This is a genomic window from Klebsiella oxytoca NBRC 105695 (assembly GCF_001598695.1).
GTDB classification, from domain to species: Bacteria; Pseudomonadota; Gammaproteobacteria; order Enterobacterales; family Enterobacteriaceae; genus Klebsiella; species Klebsiella oxytoca.
This window is the reverse complement of record NZ_BCZK01000002.1, coordinates 207,139-227,256: the sequence shown is the minus strand read 5'-3', so window position 1 is coordinate 227,256 and position 20,118 is coordinate 207,139. Positions and strand designations below refer to the sequence as shown.

At 47.2% G+C, this 20,118-nt stretch carries 17 protein-coding genes; 6 read left to right on the top strand and 11 right to left on the bottom strand.

Annotation, left to right across the window (positions count from 1 at the left end):
• Nucleotides 1-2: 2 nt before the first annotated feature.
• The 9 genes from KO1_RS04695 to KO1_RS04655 form a co-directional block, all read right to left on the bottom strand.
• Nucleotides 3-2,564: a beta-ketoacyl-[acyl-carrier-protein] synthase family protein gene (locus KO1_RS04695; protein ID WP_073971796.1), complete on the bottom strand. Its 2,562-nt coding sequence runs from the start codon at nt 2,562-2,564 to the stop codon at nt 3-5.
• Nucleotides 2,565-2,645: 81 nt separating this feature from the next.
• Nucleotides 2,646-3,806 carry an aminomethyl transferase family protein gene (locus KO1_RS04690; RefSeq protein WP_004099490.1) on the bottom strand — a complete coding sequence of 387 codons (1,161 nt, stop codon included), beginning with the start codon at nt 3,804-3,806 and terminating at the stop codon, nt 2,646-2,648.
• A gap of 31 nt (nt 3,807-3,837) precedes the next feature.
• Nucleotides 3,838-4,119 (bottom strand): acyl carrier protein, encoded by a 282-nt coding sequence (locus KO1_RS04685; RefSeq protein ID WP_004099489.1) that lies wholly within the window; start codon nt 4,117-4,119, stop codon nt 3,838-3,840.
• 19 nt (nt 4,120-4,138) lie between these two features.
• Complete coding sequence (locus KO1_RS04680) at nt 4,139-4,687, bottom strand: hotdog family protein (protein WP_024273836.1); 549 nt, start codon at nt 4,685-4,687, stop codon at nt 4,139-4,141.
• 3 nt (nt 4,688-4,690) lie between these two features.
• On the bottom strand, nt 4,691-5,446 hold the full coding sequence (locus KO1_RS04675; protein ID WP_004110989.1) for a 3-oxoacyl-ACP reductase family protein: 756 nt from the start codon (nt 5,444-5,446) through the stop codon (nt 4,691-4,693).
• Between the two features lie 18 nt (nt 5,447-5,464).
• A complete protein-coding gene (gene acpS, locus KO1_RS26845) occupies nt 5,465-5,833 on the bottom strand; it encodes a holo-ACP synthase (RefSeq protein ID WP_004099485.1) in 369 nt (122 codons plus the stop codon).
• Between the two features lie 18 nt (nt 5,834-5,851).
• A complete protein-coding gene (locus tag KO1_RS04670) occupies nt 5,852-7,498 on the bottom strand; it encodes a ShlB/FhaC/HecB family hemolysin secretion/activation protein (protein ID WP_024273835.1) in 1,647 nt (548 codons plus the stop codon).
• A gap of 64 nt (nt 7,499-7,562) precedes the next feature.
• On the bottom strand, nt 7,563-10,220 hold the full coding sequence (locus KO1_RS04665; RefSeq protein ID WP_064406846.1) for a two-partner secretion domain-containing protein: 2,658 nt from the start codon (nt 10,218-10,220) through the stop codon (nt 7,563-7,565).
• 1,248 nt (nt 10,221-11,468) lie between these two features.
• The gene (locus KO1_RS04655; RefSeq protein WP_004099480.1) at nt 11,469-11,960 is read right to left on the bottom strand and encodes a YajQ family cyclic di-GMP-binding protein; all 492 of its coding nucleotides are present in this window, start codon (nt 11,958-11,960) and stop codon (nt 11,469-11,471) included.
• Between the two features lie 142 nt (nt 11,961-12,102).
• Between KO1_RS04655 and panE the strand changes: the two genes are divergently transcribed.
• On the top strand, nt 12,103-13,014 hold the full coding sequence (panE, locus tag KO1_RS04650; RefSeq protein ID WP_017146517.1) for a 2-dehydropantoate 2-reductase: 912 nt from the start codon (nt 12,103-12,105) through the stop codon (nt 13,012-13,014).
• On the top strand, nt 12,977-13,570 hold the full coding sequence (yajL, locus tag KO1_RS04645) for a protein deglycase YajL (protein WP_004099475.1): 594 nt from the start codon (nt 12,977-12,979) through the stop codon (nt 13,568-13,570). Before panE ends, yajL begins: the two co-directional genes overlap by 38 nt.
• Before the next feature lie 29 nt (nt 13,571-13,599).
• On the opposite strand, the gene KO1_RS04640 is transcribed toward yajL, so the two are convergent.
• A complete protein-coding gene (locus KO1_RS04640; protein WP_004099473.1) occupies nt 13,600-14,232 on the bottom strand; it encodes a hypothetical protein in 633 nt (210 codons plus the stop codon).
• A 23-nt stretch (nt 14,233-14,255) separates the two neighbouring features.
• Nucleotides 14,256-15,704: a tRNA uracil 4-sulfurtransferase ThiI gene (gene thiI, locus KO1_RS04635; protein WP_024273832.1), complete on the bottom strand. Its 1,449-nt coding sequence runs from the start codon at nt 15,702-15,704 to the stop codon at nt 14,256-14,258.
• 198 nt (nt 15,705-15,902) lie between these two features.
• Between thiI and xseB the strand changes: the two genes are divergently transcribed.
• The 4 genes from xseB to KO1_RS04615 are packed head-to-tail and all read left to right on the top strand — an operon-like array spanning nt 15,903 to nt 19,960.
• Nucleotides 15,903-16,145, top strand: a complete 243-nt coding sequence (xseB, locus tag KO1_RS04630) for an exodeoxyribonuclease VII small subunit (protein WP_004099468.1) — start codon at nt 15,903-15,905, stop codon at nt 16,143-16,145.
• Nucleotides 16,146-17,045 (top strand): (2E,6E)-farnesyl diphosphate synthase, encoded by a 900-nt coding sequence (ispA, locus tag KO1_RS04625; protein WP_004099466.1) that lies wholly within the window; start codon nt 16,146-16,148, stop codon nt 17,043-17,045. It abuts the gene before it with no gap.
• A gap of 18 nt (nt 17,046-17,063) precedes the next feature.
• Nucleotides 17,064-18,926, top strand: coding sequence for a 1-deoxy-D-xylulose-5-phosphate synthase (gene dxs / locus KO1_RS04620; protein ID WP_004099465.1), 1,863 nt, complete (start codon nt 17,064-17,066; stop codon nt 18,924-18,926).
• 59 nt (nt 18,927-18,985) lie between these two features.
• Complete coding sequence (locus KO1_RS04615; RefSeq protein ID WP_004110982.1) at nt 18,986-19,960, top strand: aldo/keto reductase; 975 nt, start codon at nt 18,986-18,988, stop codon at nt 19,958-19,960.
• The last annotated feature ends 158 nt before the right edge of the window (nt 19,961-20,118 follow it).

Genomic DNA, 20,118 nt, shown 5'->3' with positions numbered 1-20,118 from the left:
TATTATCCTTTGATAATAATTGCGTAATAGTTGCCGCCTTCCGTCGCCCCTACCAGCAATACATATTTAATTTTGATATTCAGAGGCTGACGCACAAAATTTATACGCTGATCAACAAAGTCACTGGTATACGGTATAGCAGGAACTGCCTGCTTTTTAATACAATCAAGAAGTATGATCAGATTCAACAAGCCTGCACACGAAGCCACGAAGCCAAAAAAGGCGTTGTAGTTGACTACCGGGACTATTGGATTAACCTGACGAAATGATTCATATATGGCATTCAACTCAATTGTTGAATTCTCAATGCTTCCGTTGCTGGTGCCACACACCAAATCGATATCTCTGGCACAAATTCCTGCATCATTAAGCGCGCGTTCGATGGCTAAGGCCATTGCGCTGGATTTTTCATCAATTTGAGTAACATCAAAATAGCTGTTGTTGCATGATTTACCATACCCGACAACTTCCGCTAAAACCTCAGCGCCGCGCGCAGCGGCCGCAAGCGGATCTTCGAGCATTAACATACAGGCGCCTTCGCCAGGTACGTAGCCCTTCGCTTCTTTAGCATAGACCTGATAGTCCCTGACATCAGATGCCGCGTGAATCTTCTGCGTCACCCCATCCATGTATAGAGACATGGAAGGGAAATACTCATCAGCGCCCCCGACAATAACTTGCGGCTGAAGCTGCTGGCGAATGATCTCATAACCATAAGTTAATGCGCCAAGAGCCGCATTTTCACCGGTTGCAAGAGTAGTGGTGTACCCTTTTACCCCTTCAGAAATACCGCAAAAAGTTGCAATCGCATTCATCAGTGAACCAGGAAACTCCGACGTACGTACCTTTCCAGGGTCTGGCTTCAGACTCTGCAAATATTTATAAGTTGTCTCTTGTGGCCCGCGCGCCATGCCCATAACCAGACCGAGTTCTTCTCCATCGCGCTTAATACGTCGCTTAGCCATATTTAGCGCTTCCGTAAGCGCAATTAGCGCGAAGGTACCGCCGCGAGTAGCCTTACGCGAATCGAAGCGACGCAGGTGTTTACGCGGCTCAATCCCTTTGACCTGGAAAGTTTTAAAGGTGGATGGTTCATGCGATGCTTCACAGCTGGCAATGCCATAATTTGCCCCAAAAAGCTCCTCAAACTGCCTGCTCTTTATTAAAACATGCAGCAGCTCTTCAGCTTCAATTAATACATCTTGAGGGAAAATGATCTCCTCAAGCTCGACGGCGCTGCTTTCAATTTGACTAATATTCGTAAGTATTTCATTGATACGATGCCCAATAGCGGATACAGCTCCTATGCCAGTTATCGCTACCCTTTTGGCCTCATATGAAGTCACCGGAACCGAGCCCGGCCTGGTGCTTACAATCATGCAGCAGTTGTTACCCCCGAATGCATAGTTATTCTTCATAAAGATATTAATATCTTTTTTTACGAACTCATTCGGGACGTAATCCAGATCGCAGTTAGGCCGTGCCTCAGTGAAATTAAGGGTAGGTAGTACCTGTTGGTCAGGCAAAGTGACCAGGCAAGCTATAAGTTCAACGATTCCGGCAGCGCCAATATTATGGCCAAAGTAGGATTTCGTAGAACTGATCGGAATATTTTCAATGTCGCGAAACACTTTTTTCATCGCCAACGTTTCGATTTGATCGTTAGCTTCAGTACCTGTTCCGTGCGCATTAATATAATCAACCTGATCGGGTGTAATCCCCGCATTAGCCATGGCCTTTAACATAACTTGTACTGCTCCGCTGGCTCGCGGATCGGGCCCTGTTTCGTGGTAAGCGTCGCAGGATGTGGCATAAGAAAGAATCTCGCCATAGAAGGTAGCGCCGCGTGCAATGGCGTGTTCATACTCTTCCAGTACAATAGCCCCCGCCCCCTCGCCAATTGACATACCGGATTGGCCAGAGAAAGGTGAACAGGATACGGGATGCATGACATTGAGAGCATAAAAGCCAGCAAAGGTCGGTAAATAGATCGGCTCCGTCCCAACTGCCAGCATAGCGCTACTCTTGCCATTCTGAATATAATCGAATGCCATACCTACGGCATTAGGGCTTGCTGTACAGGCCGTGGCAACAAGTTCGACTCCACCTTTCAGCCCTAACAATGTCGAAACGCTGGAACAGCAGGAAGAGAAGCCACCGGAATACATCGCCTTACGTAAGGAAAAATCCTGAATTCGCTGCTCAAAAAGCGGCAGGAAGGCTTCTGTACCCGCAGAGGAAACGCCAACTATTAAGCCCATCTCATCAAGGCAACGAGGGCAGTTAACCAGGCCGGCCTGTATCAACGCGTCCCTGCCAACCTTATATGCCCACAGCGCAGCGTTATCGAGCGAGGCAATAATCTCCTCAGATAATTCAGGACAATCGATTTCATGTAGTACTTCGGCCGCCCGTGCGTTTTCAAACCATTCTGAAAAACGTGCGCTATCAGTAATACCATTTTCCTTCTGTAGCAGGGCTAGCCTGAAATCCTCAATATTATCCGAAAGAGATGACAGGATGCCCATCCCTGTAATAACTACTCTTTTCCTGTTTGTTTTCATAATATCCGGAAAACCCTTGATTTAAACAGCAAATAAAAAATAACGACCGTGTTTAGCAAGTTAACTTTAATACTCTATGCTTTATAAAACACTTTTCGCTTTCGATGGATCAATATAGCTATGCGTTGTCGGGTTAACCAGCAAACTGAAATTATATATAAATGGTAAAGTTTTAGTTTTTGCCGCAATATCACCGTGCGCTGTTTTTATTATGTAACCGTCGATGTCTGATAGTGCATAAGGGGTATTAATAAACGCCAACGCTATCCAACTTTGCGCAGCCGGAGAATATACAGCATTAATAATAAACCCAACGGTCTGCCCATTAACAAGGATTTTATCATCCTTGCTAAGCGACGCGCAATTAACGCACGGAACAATGCCAACAACTTTGCGAGCAGCACTCTGGGCAGACATCAGCTCAACAGCAGCTTTGCCGATGAAATCTTCCTTGTCATACTGGATAGCCCACTGCAATTGTAATTCGACAGGGTTTGTTGAATATTCTGCGTAAATGCTTTGATCCCAGCCAGGATTTTCTACGCGAACTATACGCTGGTAATCCAAACCGCCAGTTTTAAGTAAGTACTTAACTCCTATCTTTTGTAATTTAACCCATAGTTCAACGAGTAAACTTTGAGGGCCAATTACTTGATAGGCAAACTCCCCATGCTTACCGCAGCGGAAGACAATTAAGTCATCTTCAGTATTCATGTATTCGCAATAAGGAAGACCGATGATATCATATCCATAGATCTCGGACATCAACTCCCAGGAATATGGCCCTTCAAGCATGATAGCCCCCCAGTTATCGTCTTCCATGGATTTTATTTCCGGGATCTCCTGAATACCTAAATCATCATATTTTTCCGCTGCGAACTTAAGGACTTCTATAATCCTGGCAACAGAAATATTTTCAGACAATATATAATAACCATCCATAGCACACAGCACATACATATCACCAAGGATAGTCCCGTCGTCATTCAAGACGAGTGAATAAATTCCTTGTTCATCTCGTACAATTGAAATGTCAGCAGAGGCAATGTGATTTACAAGAATCCATGCATCTTCACCTGTTACGCTAACAATGGCCATATGAGAGTAGTCGACCAGCAAAGCATTCTCTCTCACCGCTTTATATTCATCTAAAATATCATGATAGGATGAAGGTATGCTCCGGTTGTTATAATTGCCCATCACAGCATTATCTTCTAAATGTAAATCGAAAAGCGAGCTCATAAAACACCTTTATAAATTAACATGATTGACATCAGGAATGTTTTTTCTGAATAATAAATGAAGCAAGGCTATTAATACTTCTCATATATGATGGATCATCCCCTTCTTGCACTTGAATGTTAAAAGCCTTATCAAGCATGACGATAATCTCCGTCGCATCAACAGAGTCCAACTTCAGTCCATTACCAAACAAAGGAGTATCGTCATCAATTTGATGCTCTTCACGTTGAATATTAAGCCGATGAATAAGCTCCGCTTTTATAGTCACAAGTATTGATTTTCTTTGATCGATCTTCTCATTAATATCAGTCATAACATTCCCTTACGATAAATTATAAAACTTCCCGAAAATTGATAATGGTGCCCTGGCTTATAATTTTCTTACCTACATTGGCAATAACCGAGTAATGTTTAAAGCCATTATTGTCAGAAAACGCGAGTTTACTTACCACTTCAATAGTATCCCCCGGATAAGCTGAGGCTTTAAACTTCAAATTTTGCGCAGCCAGTACTCCACGTACCTGTGCCCGACGCTTATGTATAACTTCAAGCATATCAGGTTGATCTATATATGTGTGGATATCACGCAGAGTTAGAAATTCTCGCCCTGTGCGTAGTTGATAAATATCGCAAATGTCACACAAAAAAGAGAAATATTCACTAGCTTGGCCAAATATCTCCGAAATAATAGCCCCTGGCATGATAGGATCTTCAGGAAAATGGCCAAGAAGATACGGTTCATTATAAGTGACATGCTTTATCACTTTAACATACCCATTCTCGCCATACTTAAAATCATCGATTCTATCTACCATTAACAATGGCTGGCGCCACCCACCCATAGCCAGAAAAACTTTTGTCGGGATCTTAAATTTTGACATATATCACCGCATAACCATACCACCATCAATGACGATGGTTTGCCCGACAATATAACTTGAAGCAGAAGAGCTCAAATAAACAATAGTATTTGCAACTTCTTCACATTTCCCAAGGCGCTTAAGCGGAATTGAATTAGTGACTTCACGCACTACCGTACGAGACACTTTTTTAACCATTTTTGATTCGATCATTCCCGGCGCAACGGCATTTACTCGTACGCCCCGTGGCGCAAGCTCAGCGGCCAGCGTTCGTGTGAAACTTAAAATGGCACCTTTGGAAGCGCTATAATTAACCTGACCAATACTCGGAACAATAGCAGCAATAGATGCAACATTAATGATTGCAGGGTTCTGGGCCGAACGTAACAAAAGTAAGACCTCTTTAGTCAAGCGAAAAAGCCCCAGAAGATTAGTATTAATAACAGAGCTAAAATCATCAAAAGTCATAGCAGCAAAGAGGTTATCTTTCACTATTCCTGCATTGTTCACTAAAACATCCAGTTTTCCTTTATCACTGGATAATTGTGCACATATGGCCGCAACATCTTCCTGATTCGATAGATCCCCCTGCAGGAGATGAAGTTTTTTTCCAGCAGGATGATGTGATTGAAGCTCCATCAACTGCGCTTTATTGGTGCAGTAAAGTGCATAAACGACGCATCCTTGCTCAAGAAATTTGCCGCAAATGGCGTGACCGATATCACCGCTGGCACCTGTGACTAATACGGTTTTATCAACGAGGTCATTATAATTATACATATCTATTGATCACCTTAATTAACAAAGAATAGTCACTGCGATTGCATGAGTACGGCAATGAGAGATACTTAAGGAGATATTAGCAACTCCTTGCTCATCGAGGATTTCCTTCAGTCTTCCGGTTATCAAAAACGCTGGCTTTCCATATTCATCATGCGTAACCTCAATATCATGAAAGCGGATTTTATTGTTAAACCCATAACCTACTGCTTTTACAATTGATTCTTTTGCCGCCCAGAACCCAGAAGCGCGCTCATAATTTGGGTCGTGCGGGTTAATTTTATTAATCTCAGCATGAGTAAACACTCTCTGTAAAAAGCAAGAATTGCTGTTCGTCAAGGCCTGAATAATTCTTTCCACTTCAACAATATCCGTACCAACACGCATGATTTATCGCTACGATAGTTATAATTGGTAATTAAAGTTAAACTTAACTTTATACTTATCTACATTTAAATTATCGGGGTAGACAAAAGGGCTCGATAAGGATAAATCGTACTCCAAACCATAAACAACTCCTTTTAAACCGGTTATGCCGCCCATTATTTTTTTACTCTCAATCTCCTGTACCGGGACCTTACCGATGATTTGGCCATAATCCAGACCAAAATAGGGAGTTATGTTTTTATAACCTGTAATAAGATTGAGCGTGTTCTGTATATAGAATCCCTTATTACCATAAATTCCTCCACTATCATCAAAGCCACGAACACTCCAACGGTCGCCTATAGTAAGCTGATCCTGTAGAGTAAGATTATCCGGCGTATACTGTACACCGAGATTAAGTTCATAATAAGCATCAACAGGTAATGAAGTTAGCCATTTCATATAATTCACATTCAGATTCATGATCTGACTCTGGCGACTTACATCTCCGTTACGCATATCCGGCGTTTCTGTACTTCCTAAGGCCTTGATAAAACGCAGCCAGCTTAAACTGGAATCTAACACGGCCCCGGGGAAATTTTTCTTGTAATTTACCCCGAGCTTCAAATTACTCATATCGCGTTTTTGTAAAACTAATTCTTCCCCCCCTAATGTATAATCATACTTGCGTCTGATAAGTTCTGCATTGGCGGAAAGCTTTGAACTCGCATCACGATGCAGCATTCGTGATCCCTTAAGGCTGAAGTACTGCGTCTTCCCCACATAGTCAAAATCATAGGGGCCAACATCAATACTCTGTTTTGATTTACTACTACTATAAAAAAGGCTTAATTCAGAGTATCCAAAAGGGATACTATAGTAGGTGCTAACATTTTTATACCCTCCTGTCTGACTACTGGTACCGGCCAAATAAAAAAGATCGCTAGATTTCGTTAAATTATAAAGATAACCGGTTGTCCCTAAGAGTTGGTTGCCAGTACTTTTATCACCAAAATTGTTATATGTTGTTCTTAAATTCCATCTTTTAGTACGCTGAGGTTTAATCTCAACTTCACTGGTACCGTTGTTAACGCCAGGTATGATATTTATCTTAACATCAACCCAAGGCGTCCTCTGTATATTTTCCAGCCCCTGCTCAATATCCCTGACATTCAGAATATCTCCTTCCTTAAAGGGCAACCCCCATGTACTTATATCATTATCAGATATAATAACTTGTGATATTCGCCCAGGAATAACTCGCAGCTTTAGTTTTTTAGTCAAAAGATCCTGAGAAGGTATCTCGACTCGGGTTGTTATGTACCCGGAATTTATAAAGTGATCCTGCAAAACGACAGCTGCTTTTTGTAATCCTTTGACCCCCAAACACTTACCGGTGATTCTTTTTTTAATTTTTTGGATCCAGCGATCGTTCAGGAAGTCATTTTCGAGAATAAGCTCGTCAATATCATAGCATGGCGTCTCTTGCGGAAAATCGCTATCCTCCGCTATTTCCTGTACGGCTTGCGAAAAAACATCTTTTTTTTCAATCTTCCGTTCTTTGATTGATGTATTATCATTACTCTGCTGTTCTTTTATCATACGCCCGAGCGGCATGTCTGCAAACGTCTTTGAGCTGAAACTGATTAATATCAAGGCCGCGCTGAAAATATATCGAATATCCATTTCGTTTCCTGACAGGTAAAAGCAGCAATCCCTTGCTGCCTTTACCTTATATTTAGCGTTCTATCTATTTACCAACCACAGTACCAAATATATTTGTTATATTTGCAGCTGTCTGAAGTCCTTGAGCCCCACCAAAGACAGCCCAAAAGCCAGTATTGATAACTTTTTTGGCATTGATTACTGCTTTTCCTTCGGTATAGATATTCAAATAATTATAGATATTATTTGCCACATTCAGATTGAGTTGGGATGAAGCAACCAGGTTACCCATATTAGAGACATTATTAGCATCGACCCTGGTCGTATACCCAGTGATATTACCATTAGCATTGTTGGTCAAGTCAGTATTGGTAGTAATTGTCAATGCCTTCCCAGAAACGATATCTTTATTGTTAGCTATAGTGTATCCACTAACGTTAAGATTCCCGTCAGCATTAATGGTATGAGAATTTCTTAAATAGCCGGTGCTTTTTACAGTCACATCCCCCTTGCCACTAATCCAGCCATTATTGAAATAATCACCATTAACATTTATGAAAATATCTCTATCTGAGGAAATAATACCAGTTGCGGTATTTTTAGCGATAGAACCGTTACCTTCTAAAGACAGCGAGTCAACATTAATATTCATGTTGCCTGCACTGTAAACGGTTGAATAATCTGCAGCAACATGTTTGGCAGCGATGTTCATGTTGCCAGAATTAGCAACCACCTGCCCTTTGTTGTTTGCCAGGTTACCAGAAAGGTTAATGTTAGCATCTCCCGACTGAGAGATAATACGTCCAGAAGTATTGTTGACATTTTTTGCGGTAATATTCAGATCTTTACCGGCGATTACACCGCCTTCCTGGTTGATATAACCGAAATATTGTCCAGCATAAGCTCCAAACATGTTACTAGAACTAACATTAATGTCGCCTTCCGCCTTTAACGTCAGGTTTTCATCGGAGACCATCATTGAATACTTGCTGTCCAGATATGAGCCTGATTCAACGTTGATATTTTTGGCGAGAATCAATGAGCTGTCGTTAATAATTTTGTTAGCTTTAATCGATACGTCACCCTCGGTAGACGTTACCATAGCAAGACGGCTATCAAATTTGTCGCTAAGCTCGATATTAACACCTTTTATACCATTGATTCCTGCCTGGCTGGTCCGCAGCTCACGACCTTCGATTGAAATATTCTGACTACTTTCAATTTTCCCCTGGTAGTTATCGATATCTCTAGTGGTCTTTAATTTAATATCACCAGCTGAGGCGATTGTTCCAGCATTATTAAAGACATAATCTGCCGAGATGTCTGTGCCGCTTCCAGAAATTATACCTTTGGCCTCAGCACCGGCCGGATCGAGTGATTTATTATTGTTATTTTTAATAGCTTTAGTAGTTGTTATTTTCACATTAGCTGCACTGGAGCGAATCAAGCCAGTTATATTTTCTATATTACCAGTACTATTAATCTCTACGTTTCCATCGGAATCAATAACGCCAGAGTTATTAGCCATAGAGCTATTCTTTAGATTAATATAATTGCCATGTATTTGACCATTACTATTGCTGAGTTCTCCGCTCTCGATAAGTACTATTGCCGCTTCGATACCAGCGTTTTTGCTTCTTCCGGAGTTGTTCAGCTTATTATTGTTGGTATTAACCGTTAACATTCCTCCAGATGCAATCTTACCATTGGCATTATCCAGTGCACCGCTTAGAATGTTAATATCTGATGCAGCAGAAATATTTCCCCCAGTGGTATTATTGATGCTGCTTTTGGCAGTATCAATTGTAATACTTCTACCGCTGTTAATTTTACCGTTTATATTATCCAGAGCACCATTGGTATTTACAGCTATGTCGCCACTAGATTGAATCATAGCGCTGTTATTTATTAGCTTACCGTTGCTAGTGATATTAAGGCCACTGGCACCGCCGGCAATAGTCCCTTCGTTACGTACCCCAACGCCGCCTTCAGTGCTTATCAAATTAATGCGGTTGGCATACATACCGCCGAGTTTAGAGACATCCACGCCATAGGAAGCAGCTTTATCGATGGCCTCCACTGTGCCGGTGATAGAACCATCGACATCGATAACGTTGTTGCCTGCGGTGACTGATAGCTCATCAACTCTTAGACTTCCGTTCACTTTGACGCTGCGGGCTAAAATTTCTGTGGGTGATTCACTTTGGAAGTTACCAACAGTAATATTGCCGCCCTTCACGGTATAACCGGTTAATGCACCATCTTTTACATTTGGCGTACCGGTCGTCAGCGTCCCTTTTTCCGCATTGATGAAACCACCCCCTTGGGTGGTAATCCCATTTGGGTTAGCAATGATCAGATGAGCAGAGTCGCCGGCCACTTCCATCATCCCGTTGATGGTACTTGCATTTTTTGAAGTTACTTCATTCAGAATAACTTTCGCGGTTCCACCCGCGAGATTAGCATTACCTTCAATCTGCCCGGCCAGAGTCGTTTGCACAGCGCTGGCGGAGTTATTGAAAATCACCCCTTCTTTGCCCACGTTCAGTGTTTCGTAAACGTTATGTGAAAGTCCTTTGCTATTTGCTTCTTTAATATTCACAACAGGAACACCGTTTGCTGACGTGACGTTCCCATTAATGATTGAGATATCAGCCTGGGCCATTACCGGTAAAAGCAGTAATATTGAAGCAGCAACAGGATTTAATTTTAGCATTCTTTTTTTATTCGCGTAATGTTTCATATAAACCTTTTCAGATAGTATTGATAGAGCACAGCCTAATGGAATTACACAATGTGCAAGCATCATCATTCACATCAGGCCATTTTTAGCACACTAATTAGTGCACCGATCCTTGTGTATAAATCACATCCAATTCATCAACATCTTGTATACAGCAACTAATATGATTTATGAAATATATGAAGCATAAACTTTAGTATTTTTAAGCAAAATATTTAGTCGATTATATTTTTAATTTACGAATTTTACCCTCTGCAGAGGTTGTATCCGCGTAAGCTTATCTCTGTTCTGCACCTTATGGTTTAGGCCGCTGATATTATCCCTGCCGGCCACAGCTTTCATACAACACTTAACTGACTTCGCTATACTTTCCTCGAATAGTTTCATAAACAAAAGTGAATTATTACCCATTATATCAACTTCCAGACCTTCATGATGAAGATCAAGAATGAATATTATCTTTAAATTAAATCGGAAGATTTCTAATATCCTCAACTTTGTGTTTACTATTGTTTCATGCGAAATCAAAAAGAATAACACCGCTCAAATCCGGGCTTCAACAATCTGATTTTATTGGATTTTAGCAGCAACCTCAGATAAACACACCATTCAGACAGGCGCTATTCGTTCGAAAACTCATTTCACAACATTAATAAAGTGAGGGTTCTGGTAAACATCCGGATGTTAGTGTTACCTATCTGAAATCGCTTTAATTTTATTTTCATCAATTTCTGATACCTTATGCGATGTGTTATTGAACATTAAATTATAAAAATACCAGGCAGGTAAATAATAAGTACGATGAATAAAAACATCTCCATATTCCCCTACCAGACAAATTTTATATGGTGGCAACATAGTGAAATTCGAATAATTCAACCGACTCTTTGATGAGTAAAAGCGCTAATACGTCAATGAATAGTCTATTAAGGAATTAGTATGGCAAAACATGAAATATATTTGAATGCAAGCTCAAGGACATAACCTTGCCGGCTATCGCCAGTATTATGCAACTGGCGTGCTGTACCGCTTACCAGTCATAATCGATATGCGGGTTTAATGTCTGAGAGCAAGCCGCTGTTGCAAGGCTGAAAGGAGATTGATTAACTAAAGGGAATATTATTGTGTAGTTGAACTCATTAATTTCACATTTAAAATGTCATGATTCAGAACGTGAGTGAAAATGGGCGACGGCTTATCCGACCGTTCTAATGGGCCGGATAAGCGTGTACTATCTGAGCATACTGGCTAATCGCGGAAATTTTTGAACTGGAACGGCTGACCTAAATCACCGCCGCGTACCAGAGCCATAACCGCCTGCAGATCGTCACGAGATTTTCCAGTAACGCGAATTTCTTCACCCTGGATCTGCGCCTGCACCTTCAGCTTACTGTCCTTGATAAGCTTAACGATTTTCTTCTGCGTCGCGCTCTCAATTCCCTGCTTCAGCTTTGCATCGACAAACCAGGTCTTACCGCTGTGCACGAACTCATCCGGAACTTCAATAGAACTGCCTTCAATTCCGCGTTTAAGCAGCTTGGCGCGCAGAATATCCAGCAGTTGATTAATCTGGAAATCAGACTCACTGAGGACCTTGATGGACTCGTTCTTTTCGTTCAGTTCAAAGCTCGCTTCGACGTTACGAAAATCAAAACGCGATTCAACTTCACGGGTCGCGTTCTCTACGGCGTTTCGAACTTCCTGAAGATCGACTTCAGAGACAATATCGAAAGATGGCATCTTTTCCTCTCCTTCAGTTTCTTTTGCGTTGCATAATACCTGCAACGCGACATAACTCAACTTGTTATCCCGAAAGGATAACTGATAACGCTATACTTTAGCCATGAGCACCTGATGCAGCACTCACAGGTGAGGAGGAATAATGAAAGTAACCGTACTCGGATGCGGTGCACTGGGACAGTTATGGCTAACTGCGCTGTACAAACACGGGCATGAAGTCCAGGGCTGGTTACGCGTCCCCCAGCCATTCTGTAGCGTCAATGTCATTGATACCGACGGTAGCGTGTTTAATGAATCATTTATCGCTAACGATCCTGATTTTCTCGCCAGTAGCGACCTGTTACTGGTCACGCTGAAAGCCTGGCAGGTCTCCAACGCGGTGAAAAATCTGAGCGCAATTTTGCCCTCATCATCGCCTGTTTTGCTCATGCATAATGGTATGGGAACCGTGGATGAGCTTAAAAGCATCAGACAGCCGCTGCTGATGGCTTCGACAACCCAGGCTGCTCGCCGCGACGGCAACGTCATTGTCCATGTTGCCAATGGCACCAGCCACATTGGTCCAGCGAAAAATTATCCGCAGGACTACAGTTATCTTGCCGATGTGCTCCAGGGCGTGCTACCTGACGTTGCCTGGCATAATAATATCTACCCCGCAATCTGGAGTAAGCTGGCTGTTAACTGCGTGATCAACCCGCTGACGGCGTTGAAGAACTGCCATAACGGCGCCTTACGCGAATATCCTCAGGAGGTCGCTGACATCTGCTATGAAGTTGCGGCGGTTATGGAGCGCGAGGGGATGCATACCTCGCCGGAAAACCTGTTATTCTATGTTCATCAGGTTATTGAAAGTACGGCAGAAAATACTTCTTCAATGCTGCAGGATATTCTCGCCCAGCGCCATACGGAAATCGACTATATTACCGGTTTTCTGCTAAAGCGTGCTCGAGCCCACGGTATAGCCGTACCTGAAAATACCCGTCTGTTTGAACTGGTTAAGCGTAAGGAGAATGAATATGAGCGCGTCGGCACTGATTTGCCTCGCCCCTGGTAGCGAAGAGACCGAAGCGGTCACCACCATAGATTTACTCGTTCGCGGCGGCATAAAGGTCACAACCGCCAGCGTCGCCAGCGATGGCGATCTGACGATTGTCTGCTCCCGCGGCGTCAAGCTGCTGGCCGATGCGCCACTGGTGGAAGTGGCCGATGGCGACTTCGATATCATCATTCTTCCTGGCGGCATTAAGGGCGCCGAGTGCTTCCGCGACAGCCCTCTGCTGGTTGAGACCGTGCGTCAGTTTCACCTTTCCGGGCGTATCGTCGCAGCGATCTGCGCCGCGGCGGCCACCGTACTGGTGCCGCATAATCTGTTCCCCATCGGCAATATGACCGGATTTCCCGGGTTGAAAGATCGCATTCCTGCCGGGCAGTGGCAGGACAGGCGCGTCGTCTGGGATGCTCGCGTTAAGCTACTTACCAGCCAGGCACCCGGGACGTCCATTGATTTCGCTTTAAAGATAATTGATCTGCTGGTTGGGCGTGAAAAAGCCCATGAAGTCGCATCACAGCTGGTCATGGCGGCGGGAATTTATAACTACTACGAAGCGTGAGCCAACGGCGGAAATTTCCGCCGTTACCTTCACATATGACGTTCAATAAACCTGAATACCTGCGCTCGCGGATACGCATCTAAATCAACGGGGATCCACAAAAATCCTAAGGTCCCTAAATCTAAATAATCCATTTTTCCGTGAGTTACGATCCCCTTAACGTGTCTCCACGCCAGAAAAGCCCGGTAATTTTGATTAGAGTGATCCATCCAGCTTACGCCCTCCTCCCACAGCTGAAGGCAATATCCGCTGCGAATAGCTTCATTGGCGTCATAAAAGCGACGGGACCAACATCTCTGAAATCGGCGATAAAGAAGCCGGATGGTCAACACGCCGACAATGTAGCATCCCAGAAAAACGGCTATCACCTTTGAATTGCGTAACCTGAAAAGATACTCGCCCGCCCCATCGCTAATGGACCAGGCGCTTAATCTGAACTGATAATGACCATCGCTCAATGACGCAAAAAAGGCAAAAATCAGCCACATAATAAGTGTGCTAATAAGAAATGCGGGTACAGGAGCTAAACGGCGGCGACGTTCTGGCAATGCGAGCCGGGCCAGCCTCGCTCCCCACTGGTATTGGGAAAACGACAAACACTGTCCCGGAATATAAATCGTCAACGGCACGCCATCCTGGCCTGCGGGTTGTTCAGGAATCATATAACATCCTTGTTATCAATTTGTTATGGGCGATACACCTTCACGTTCTGGAAGCCCTGCTCGCGCAGATACAGCGCCTGCAGGCGGCTCATCACGCCGCGTTCACACCACAGCAGCCAGGTTTTATTCTGGTCGAGATCGCCAAATTTGGTGCTGAGCTTATAGAACGGTAGAGAGACCACATCCACGCCTTCCACCTTTAACGGCCTGTCATCCTGTTCGTCGACAGAACGAATGTCGAGGATTACGTCGTTCGGGCCAAAGCCGCTGACGGTTTCCACCTCCACCACGTCCTGTTCTGTCTGCTGAGCAATATCGCGGATATCGATATTCGTCGCTTCCGCTACCACTCTTTCCAGGATGTCGAAATCGAAGTGCTCTTCTTCCGCCTCGATCTTCGCCTTTACCGCTTTAATGGTCGGGCTCTTCGAGATAACGCCGCAGTATTCCGGCATGGTACGGGCAAAATCTTCGGTACCGATTTCACGCGCCAGATTAATAATGTGCTCTTTATCGTGTGAAATCAGCGGACGCAGAATCAGTGTATCCGAGACGTTGTCGATCAGACGCAGGTTGGTCAGCGTCTGGCTGGAGACCTGTCCCAGCGCTTCGCCGGTAACCAGCGCCTGCACGCCGTAGCGCTCGGCGACTTTTGACGCCGCGCGAACCATCATACGCTTGAGCACCACGCCCATCTGGCCATCATCGACTTTTTCCAGAATCTCGCCAACCACGGGTTCGAAGTTAATCGCCACGAAACGTACCCGGTGGGAACTGCCGAAACGGTTCCACAGGTAGTGCGCCACCTGACGTACGCCGATTTCATGCGCAGCGCCGCCGAGATTAAAGAAGCAGTAGTGCACGCGACAGCCGCGACGCATCAGCATATAGCTGGAGACGCCGGAGTCGAAACCGCCGGAAATAAGCGACAACACGTCTTCCTGGGTGCCGATCGGGAAACCGCCAATACCTTCATAGCGCCCTTTAACCAGCAGCAGGCGATCGTTTTCAATCTCGAGGTTCACCGTCACATCGGGGTCGGTTAACTTCACGCGCGCCGTTTCAATATGTTGGTTCAAACCGCCGCCAACGTAGCGCTCGACTTCGATTGAGGTAAACTCATGCTTACCGCGGCGCTTAACGCGCACGCAAAAGGTTTTACCTTCCAGCGCTTCACGCCACAGCGGCAGCGTCTGCTCGAAAATATCGTGCAGGGAAGTATAAGGAACGTCCTCGACTTCAAGAATATGGTGAATACCGGGGATACGGGTCAGGGCATCGCGAATAGCCAGGCGCTGGTTTTCATCCTTTGCCCGAACCTCGATATGATCCCAATGACGAACGACGGCAAGCGTCTCATCATAGTTTTTGAGAACGTTACGAATGTTCCCGGTTAAAATTTTAATGAAGCGCAATCGCACAGATTGGCTTTTGATGGTGATTTCCGGGAACAATTTAATGATAAACTTCATGGCGACAATATTCGTTGGCAAGCCCGACGGGGCTTTAAGCATAAAAAGTTGTACAGGCGCGATCGGCGTCTGCATCCAGGGCGCGGAGTATACCACTATTGGACGCTTTTCACCTGGCATTGCGCGTTATTTGATTAACCGCGCGACTTCGTTACCATATTGATAGCCATCGAGACATAACAAGAGTCTATATTCACTATGCCAAAGAAAAATGAGGCCCCGGCCAGCTTTGAGACCGCCCTGGGCGAGCTGGAGCAGATTGTTAATCGTCTGGAAAGCGGCTCGCTGCCGCTAGAAGAAGCGCTCGGCGAATTCGAGCGCGGCATACAGCTTGCGCGCCAGGGGCAGGCAAAGCTGCAGCAGGCCGAGCAGCGCGTGCAAATTTTGCTGGCGGATAGCGAAGATGCGCCGCTGACGCCTTTTACGCCGGACGCTGAATAAATGGATTTTCCGCAACAGCTACAGTCGTGCGTTGAGCAGGCTAACGAAGCGCTGCGTCGTTTTATCGCTCCGCAGCCCTTTCAGAACACTCCGCTGGTCGAAGCCATGCAGTACGGCGCACTATTGGGCGGCAAGCGCCTGCGCCCGTTTCTGGTTTACGCGACCGGCGACATGTTTGGCGTTAGCCGCGCTACGCTGGACGCTCCCGCCGCCGCCGTCGAATGCATCCATGCCTATTCGCTAATGCACGACGATCTTCCGGCAATGGACGATGATGATTTGCGCCGTGGTCAGCCAACCTGCCATATAAAATTCGGCGAGGCGAACGCAATTCTTGCTGGAGACGCTCTACAAACGCTGGCGTTTTCTATACTGAGTGATGCGCCGATGCCGGAAGTACCGGATCGCGATCGTCTGGCGATGATTTCTGAACTGGCGCAGGCCAGCGGCATCGCCGGGATGTGCGGCGGTCAGGCGCTGGATCTGGAAGCGGAAGGTCATCAGGTTGACCTGCCGTCGCTGGAGCGTATTCATCGCCATAAGACCGGTGCATTGATTCGCGCAGCGGTACGAATGGGCGCACTGAGCGCAGGTGAAGCCGGACGCAGAGCGTTGCCCGCTCTCGATCGATACGCAGAAAATATCGGTCTCGCCTTCCAGGTCCAGGATGACATTCTCGACGTGGTAGGGGATACTGCCACCCTTGGCAAACGTCAGGGAGCCGACCAGCAGTTGGGCAAAAGTACCTACCCCGCCCTTCTGGGACTTGAGCAAGCCCGGAAAAAGGCCCATGACCTGATTACCGACGCCCGCCGGTCGTTAAACGAGCTGGCCGCGCAATCTCTGGATACCACGGCACTGGAAGCGCTCGCGAATTACATAATTCAGCGTGATAAATAAACAATAAATGAGTCTCTGATGAGTTTTGATATTGCCAAATACCCGACCCTGGCGCTGGTGGACTCCACCCAGGAGTTGCGTTTGTTGCCGAAAGATAGCCTGCCGAAACTGTGCGACGAACTGCGGCGCTACCTGCTGGACAGCGTCAGCCGCTCCAGCGGGCACTTTGCCTCCGGCCTCGGCACGGTAGAGCTAACCGTGGCGCTGCACTACGTCTATAACACGCCTTTCGATCGCCTTATCTGGGACGTCGGCCACCAGGCTTACCCGCATAAAATTCTGACCGGACGCCGCGATCAAATCGGGACTATCCGTCAGAAAGGCGGACTGCACCCCTTTCCCTGGCGCGGGGAGAGCGAGTATGACGTTCTTAGCGTCGGCCACTCGTCCACTTCTATCTCCGCCGGCATCGGCATAGCCATCGCCGCAGCCAAAGAAGATAAGCAGCGTCGCGCGGTCTGCGTGATCGGCGACGGGGCGATCACCGCCGGGATGGCGTTTGAAGCGATGAACCACGCTGGTGATATCAAACCCGACCTGCTGGTAGTGCTCAACGATAACGAAATGTCGATCTCTGAGAACGTCGGCGCGCTAAACAATCATCTGGCGCAGCTGCTTTCCGGAAAACTCTACTCCACGCTGCGCGAAGGCGGCAAAAAGGTCTTCTCTGGCGTACCGCCGATTAAAGAGCTGCTCAAACGCACCGAGGAACATATCAAAGGGATGGTGGTTCCGGGGACGCTGTTTGAAGAGCTGGGCTTTAACTACATTGGGCCGGTGGACGGCCACGATGTTATCGGTCTGGTTAACACGTTGAAGAACATGCGCGATCTGAAAGGTCCGCAGTTCCTGCATATCATGACCAAAAAAGGCCGCGGCTATGAGCCCGCCGAAAAAGACCCGATTACCTTCCACGCGGTGCCGAAGTTCGATCACACCAGCGGCGTGCTACCTAAAAGCAGCGGCGGCCTGCCAACTTACTCGAAAATCTTCGGCGACTGGCTGTGCGAAACCGCCGCAAAGGATGACAAGCTGATGGCCGTTACCCCCGCGATGCGCGAGGGTTCAGGAATGGTCGAGTTTTCGAAAAAGTATCCCGGCCAGTATTTCGACGTGGCTATCGCCGAACAGCATGCGGTCACCTTTGCCGCTGGCCTGGCGATTGGCGGCTATAAGCCGGTGGTGGCGATTTATTCAACCTTCCTGCAGCGCGCCTACGACCAGGTGATTCACGATGTCGCTATCCAGAAGCTGCCGGTGCTGTTCGCTATCGACCGCGCAGGAATCGTTGGCGCTGACGGTCAGACCCATCAGGGCGCATTTGATATCTCCTTCCTGCGCTGCATCCCGGATATGGTTATCATGACGCCAAGCGACGAGAACGAATGTCGCCAGATGCTCTATACCGGCTATCACTACAACGACGGCCCGAGCGCAGTGCGCTATCCGCGTGGCTCCGGTACCGGTGCTGCCTTTGAACCGCTGGCATCGCTGCCTATCGGTAAAGGCGTGGTGAAACGCGAAGGCGAGAAGATCGCCATCCTTAACTTCGGCACGCTGCTGCCACAGGCCGCCAAAGTCGCGGAGAAGCTTAACGCCACTCTGGTGGATATGCGCTTTGCCAAACCGCTGGATGAAGCGCTGGTGCTACAGCTGGCCGCAGAACACGAGGTGCTGGTTACGCTGGAAGAGAATGCCATTATGGGCGGCGCGGGCAGCGGCGTGAATGAGCTGCTGATGTCCCGCCGTCGCGCGGTGCCGGTGCTGAATCTCGGCCTGCCTGATTTCTTCATTCCGCAGGGAACCCAGGAAGAAGCGTATGCCGATCTCGGCCTCGACGCCGCAGGAATTGAAGCCAAAATCCACGCCTGGCTAGCATAATTGCCGTTACCGCTCCTGCTATGCTTAAGGGATACTTTTATCCGTAGCAGGAGCGCACTATGCACTATATCCCTCTTGGCGATACCGATCTCCGCGTCTCTCGGCTCTGCCTTGGCTGTATGACCTTCGGCGAACCGGACCGCGGCAACCATGCATGGACCTTACCGGAAGAGAGCAGCCGCCCGCTCATTAAATACGCCCTCGAAGGCGGGATTAACTTTTTCGACACCTCTAATAATTACTCTGACGGCAGCAGCGAAGAGATCCTCGGCCGCGCGCTGCGCGAATATGCCCGACGCGATTCCGTGATTGTCGCGACCAAGGTTTATCATCAGGTGGGCGATCTGCCGCAGGGACTGTCGCGGGCGCAGATCCTGCGATCTATTGACGACAGCCTGCGCCGTCTCGGTATGGAGTATGTCGACCTGCTGCAGATCCATCGCTGGGATTACACCACGCCCATTGAAGAAACCCTCGAGGCGCTCAACGACGTCGTCAAGGCGGGTAAAGCCCGCTATATCGGCGCATCGTCGATGCATGCGCGCCAGTTCGCGCAGGCGCTGGCATTGCAGGAGCAAAATAACTGGGCTCGCTTCGTCACCATGCAGGATCATTACAATTTGATTTACCGTGAAGAAGAGAATGAGATGCTACCGCTGTGCAGCCGCGCAGGGGTCGCGGTAATGCCCTGGAGCCCGCTTGCGCGCGGTCGTCTGACGCGTCCCTGGGGAGAAACCACCGCCCGCCTGGTATCGGATGAATTCGGTAAGTCGCTCTATAATGCCATGGATGAGAATGACGAGCAGATTGCCGCAAACCTTGCGGAGGTCGCGGAAGAGCTTGATGCCGAGCGCGCTCAGGTCGCGCTGGCCTGGCTATTGAGCAAGCCCGGCGTGGCCGCGCCGATTATCGGCGCGTCAAGGCAGGAACAGCTGGATGAACTGCTGCATGCGGTCGATTTAACGCTGACGCCAGAGCAGATTGAGAAGCTGGAAGCACCGTATAAACCTCACCCGATCGTGGGGTTCAAGTAACCCGCCGTCCCTACCAGATTCCCGGCTCGCGCTGCGCTTAGCCGGGCTACAGATTCACCAATATCTGCGGACAACGGGTTGACCACCGCCTCCGGGAAATTATGCCACTCTGCGCTTTGCTCCCGGGGGCGGCGCAAAGCGCCTTGCCGGGCTACGAG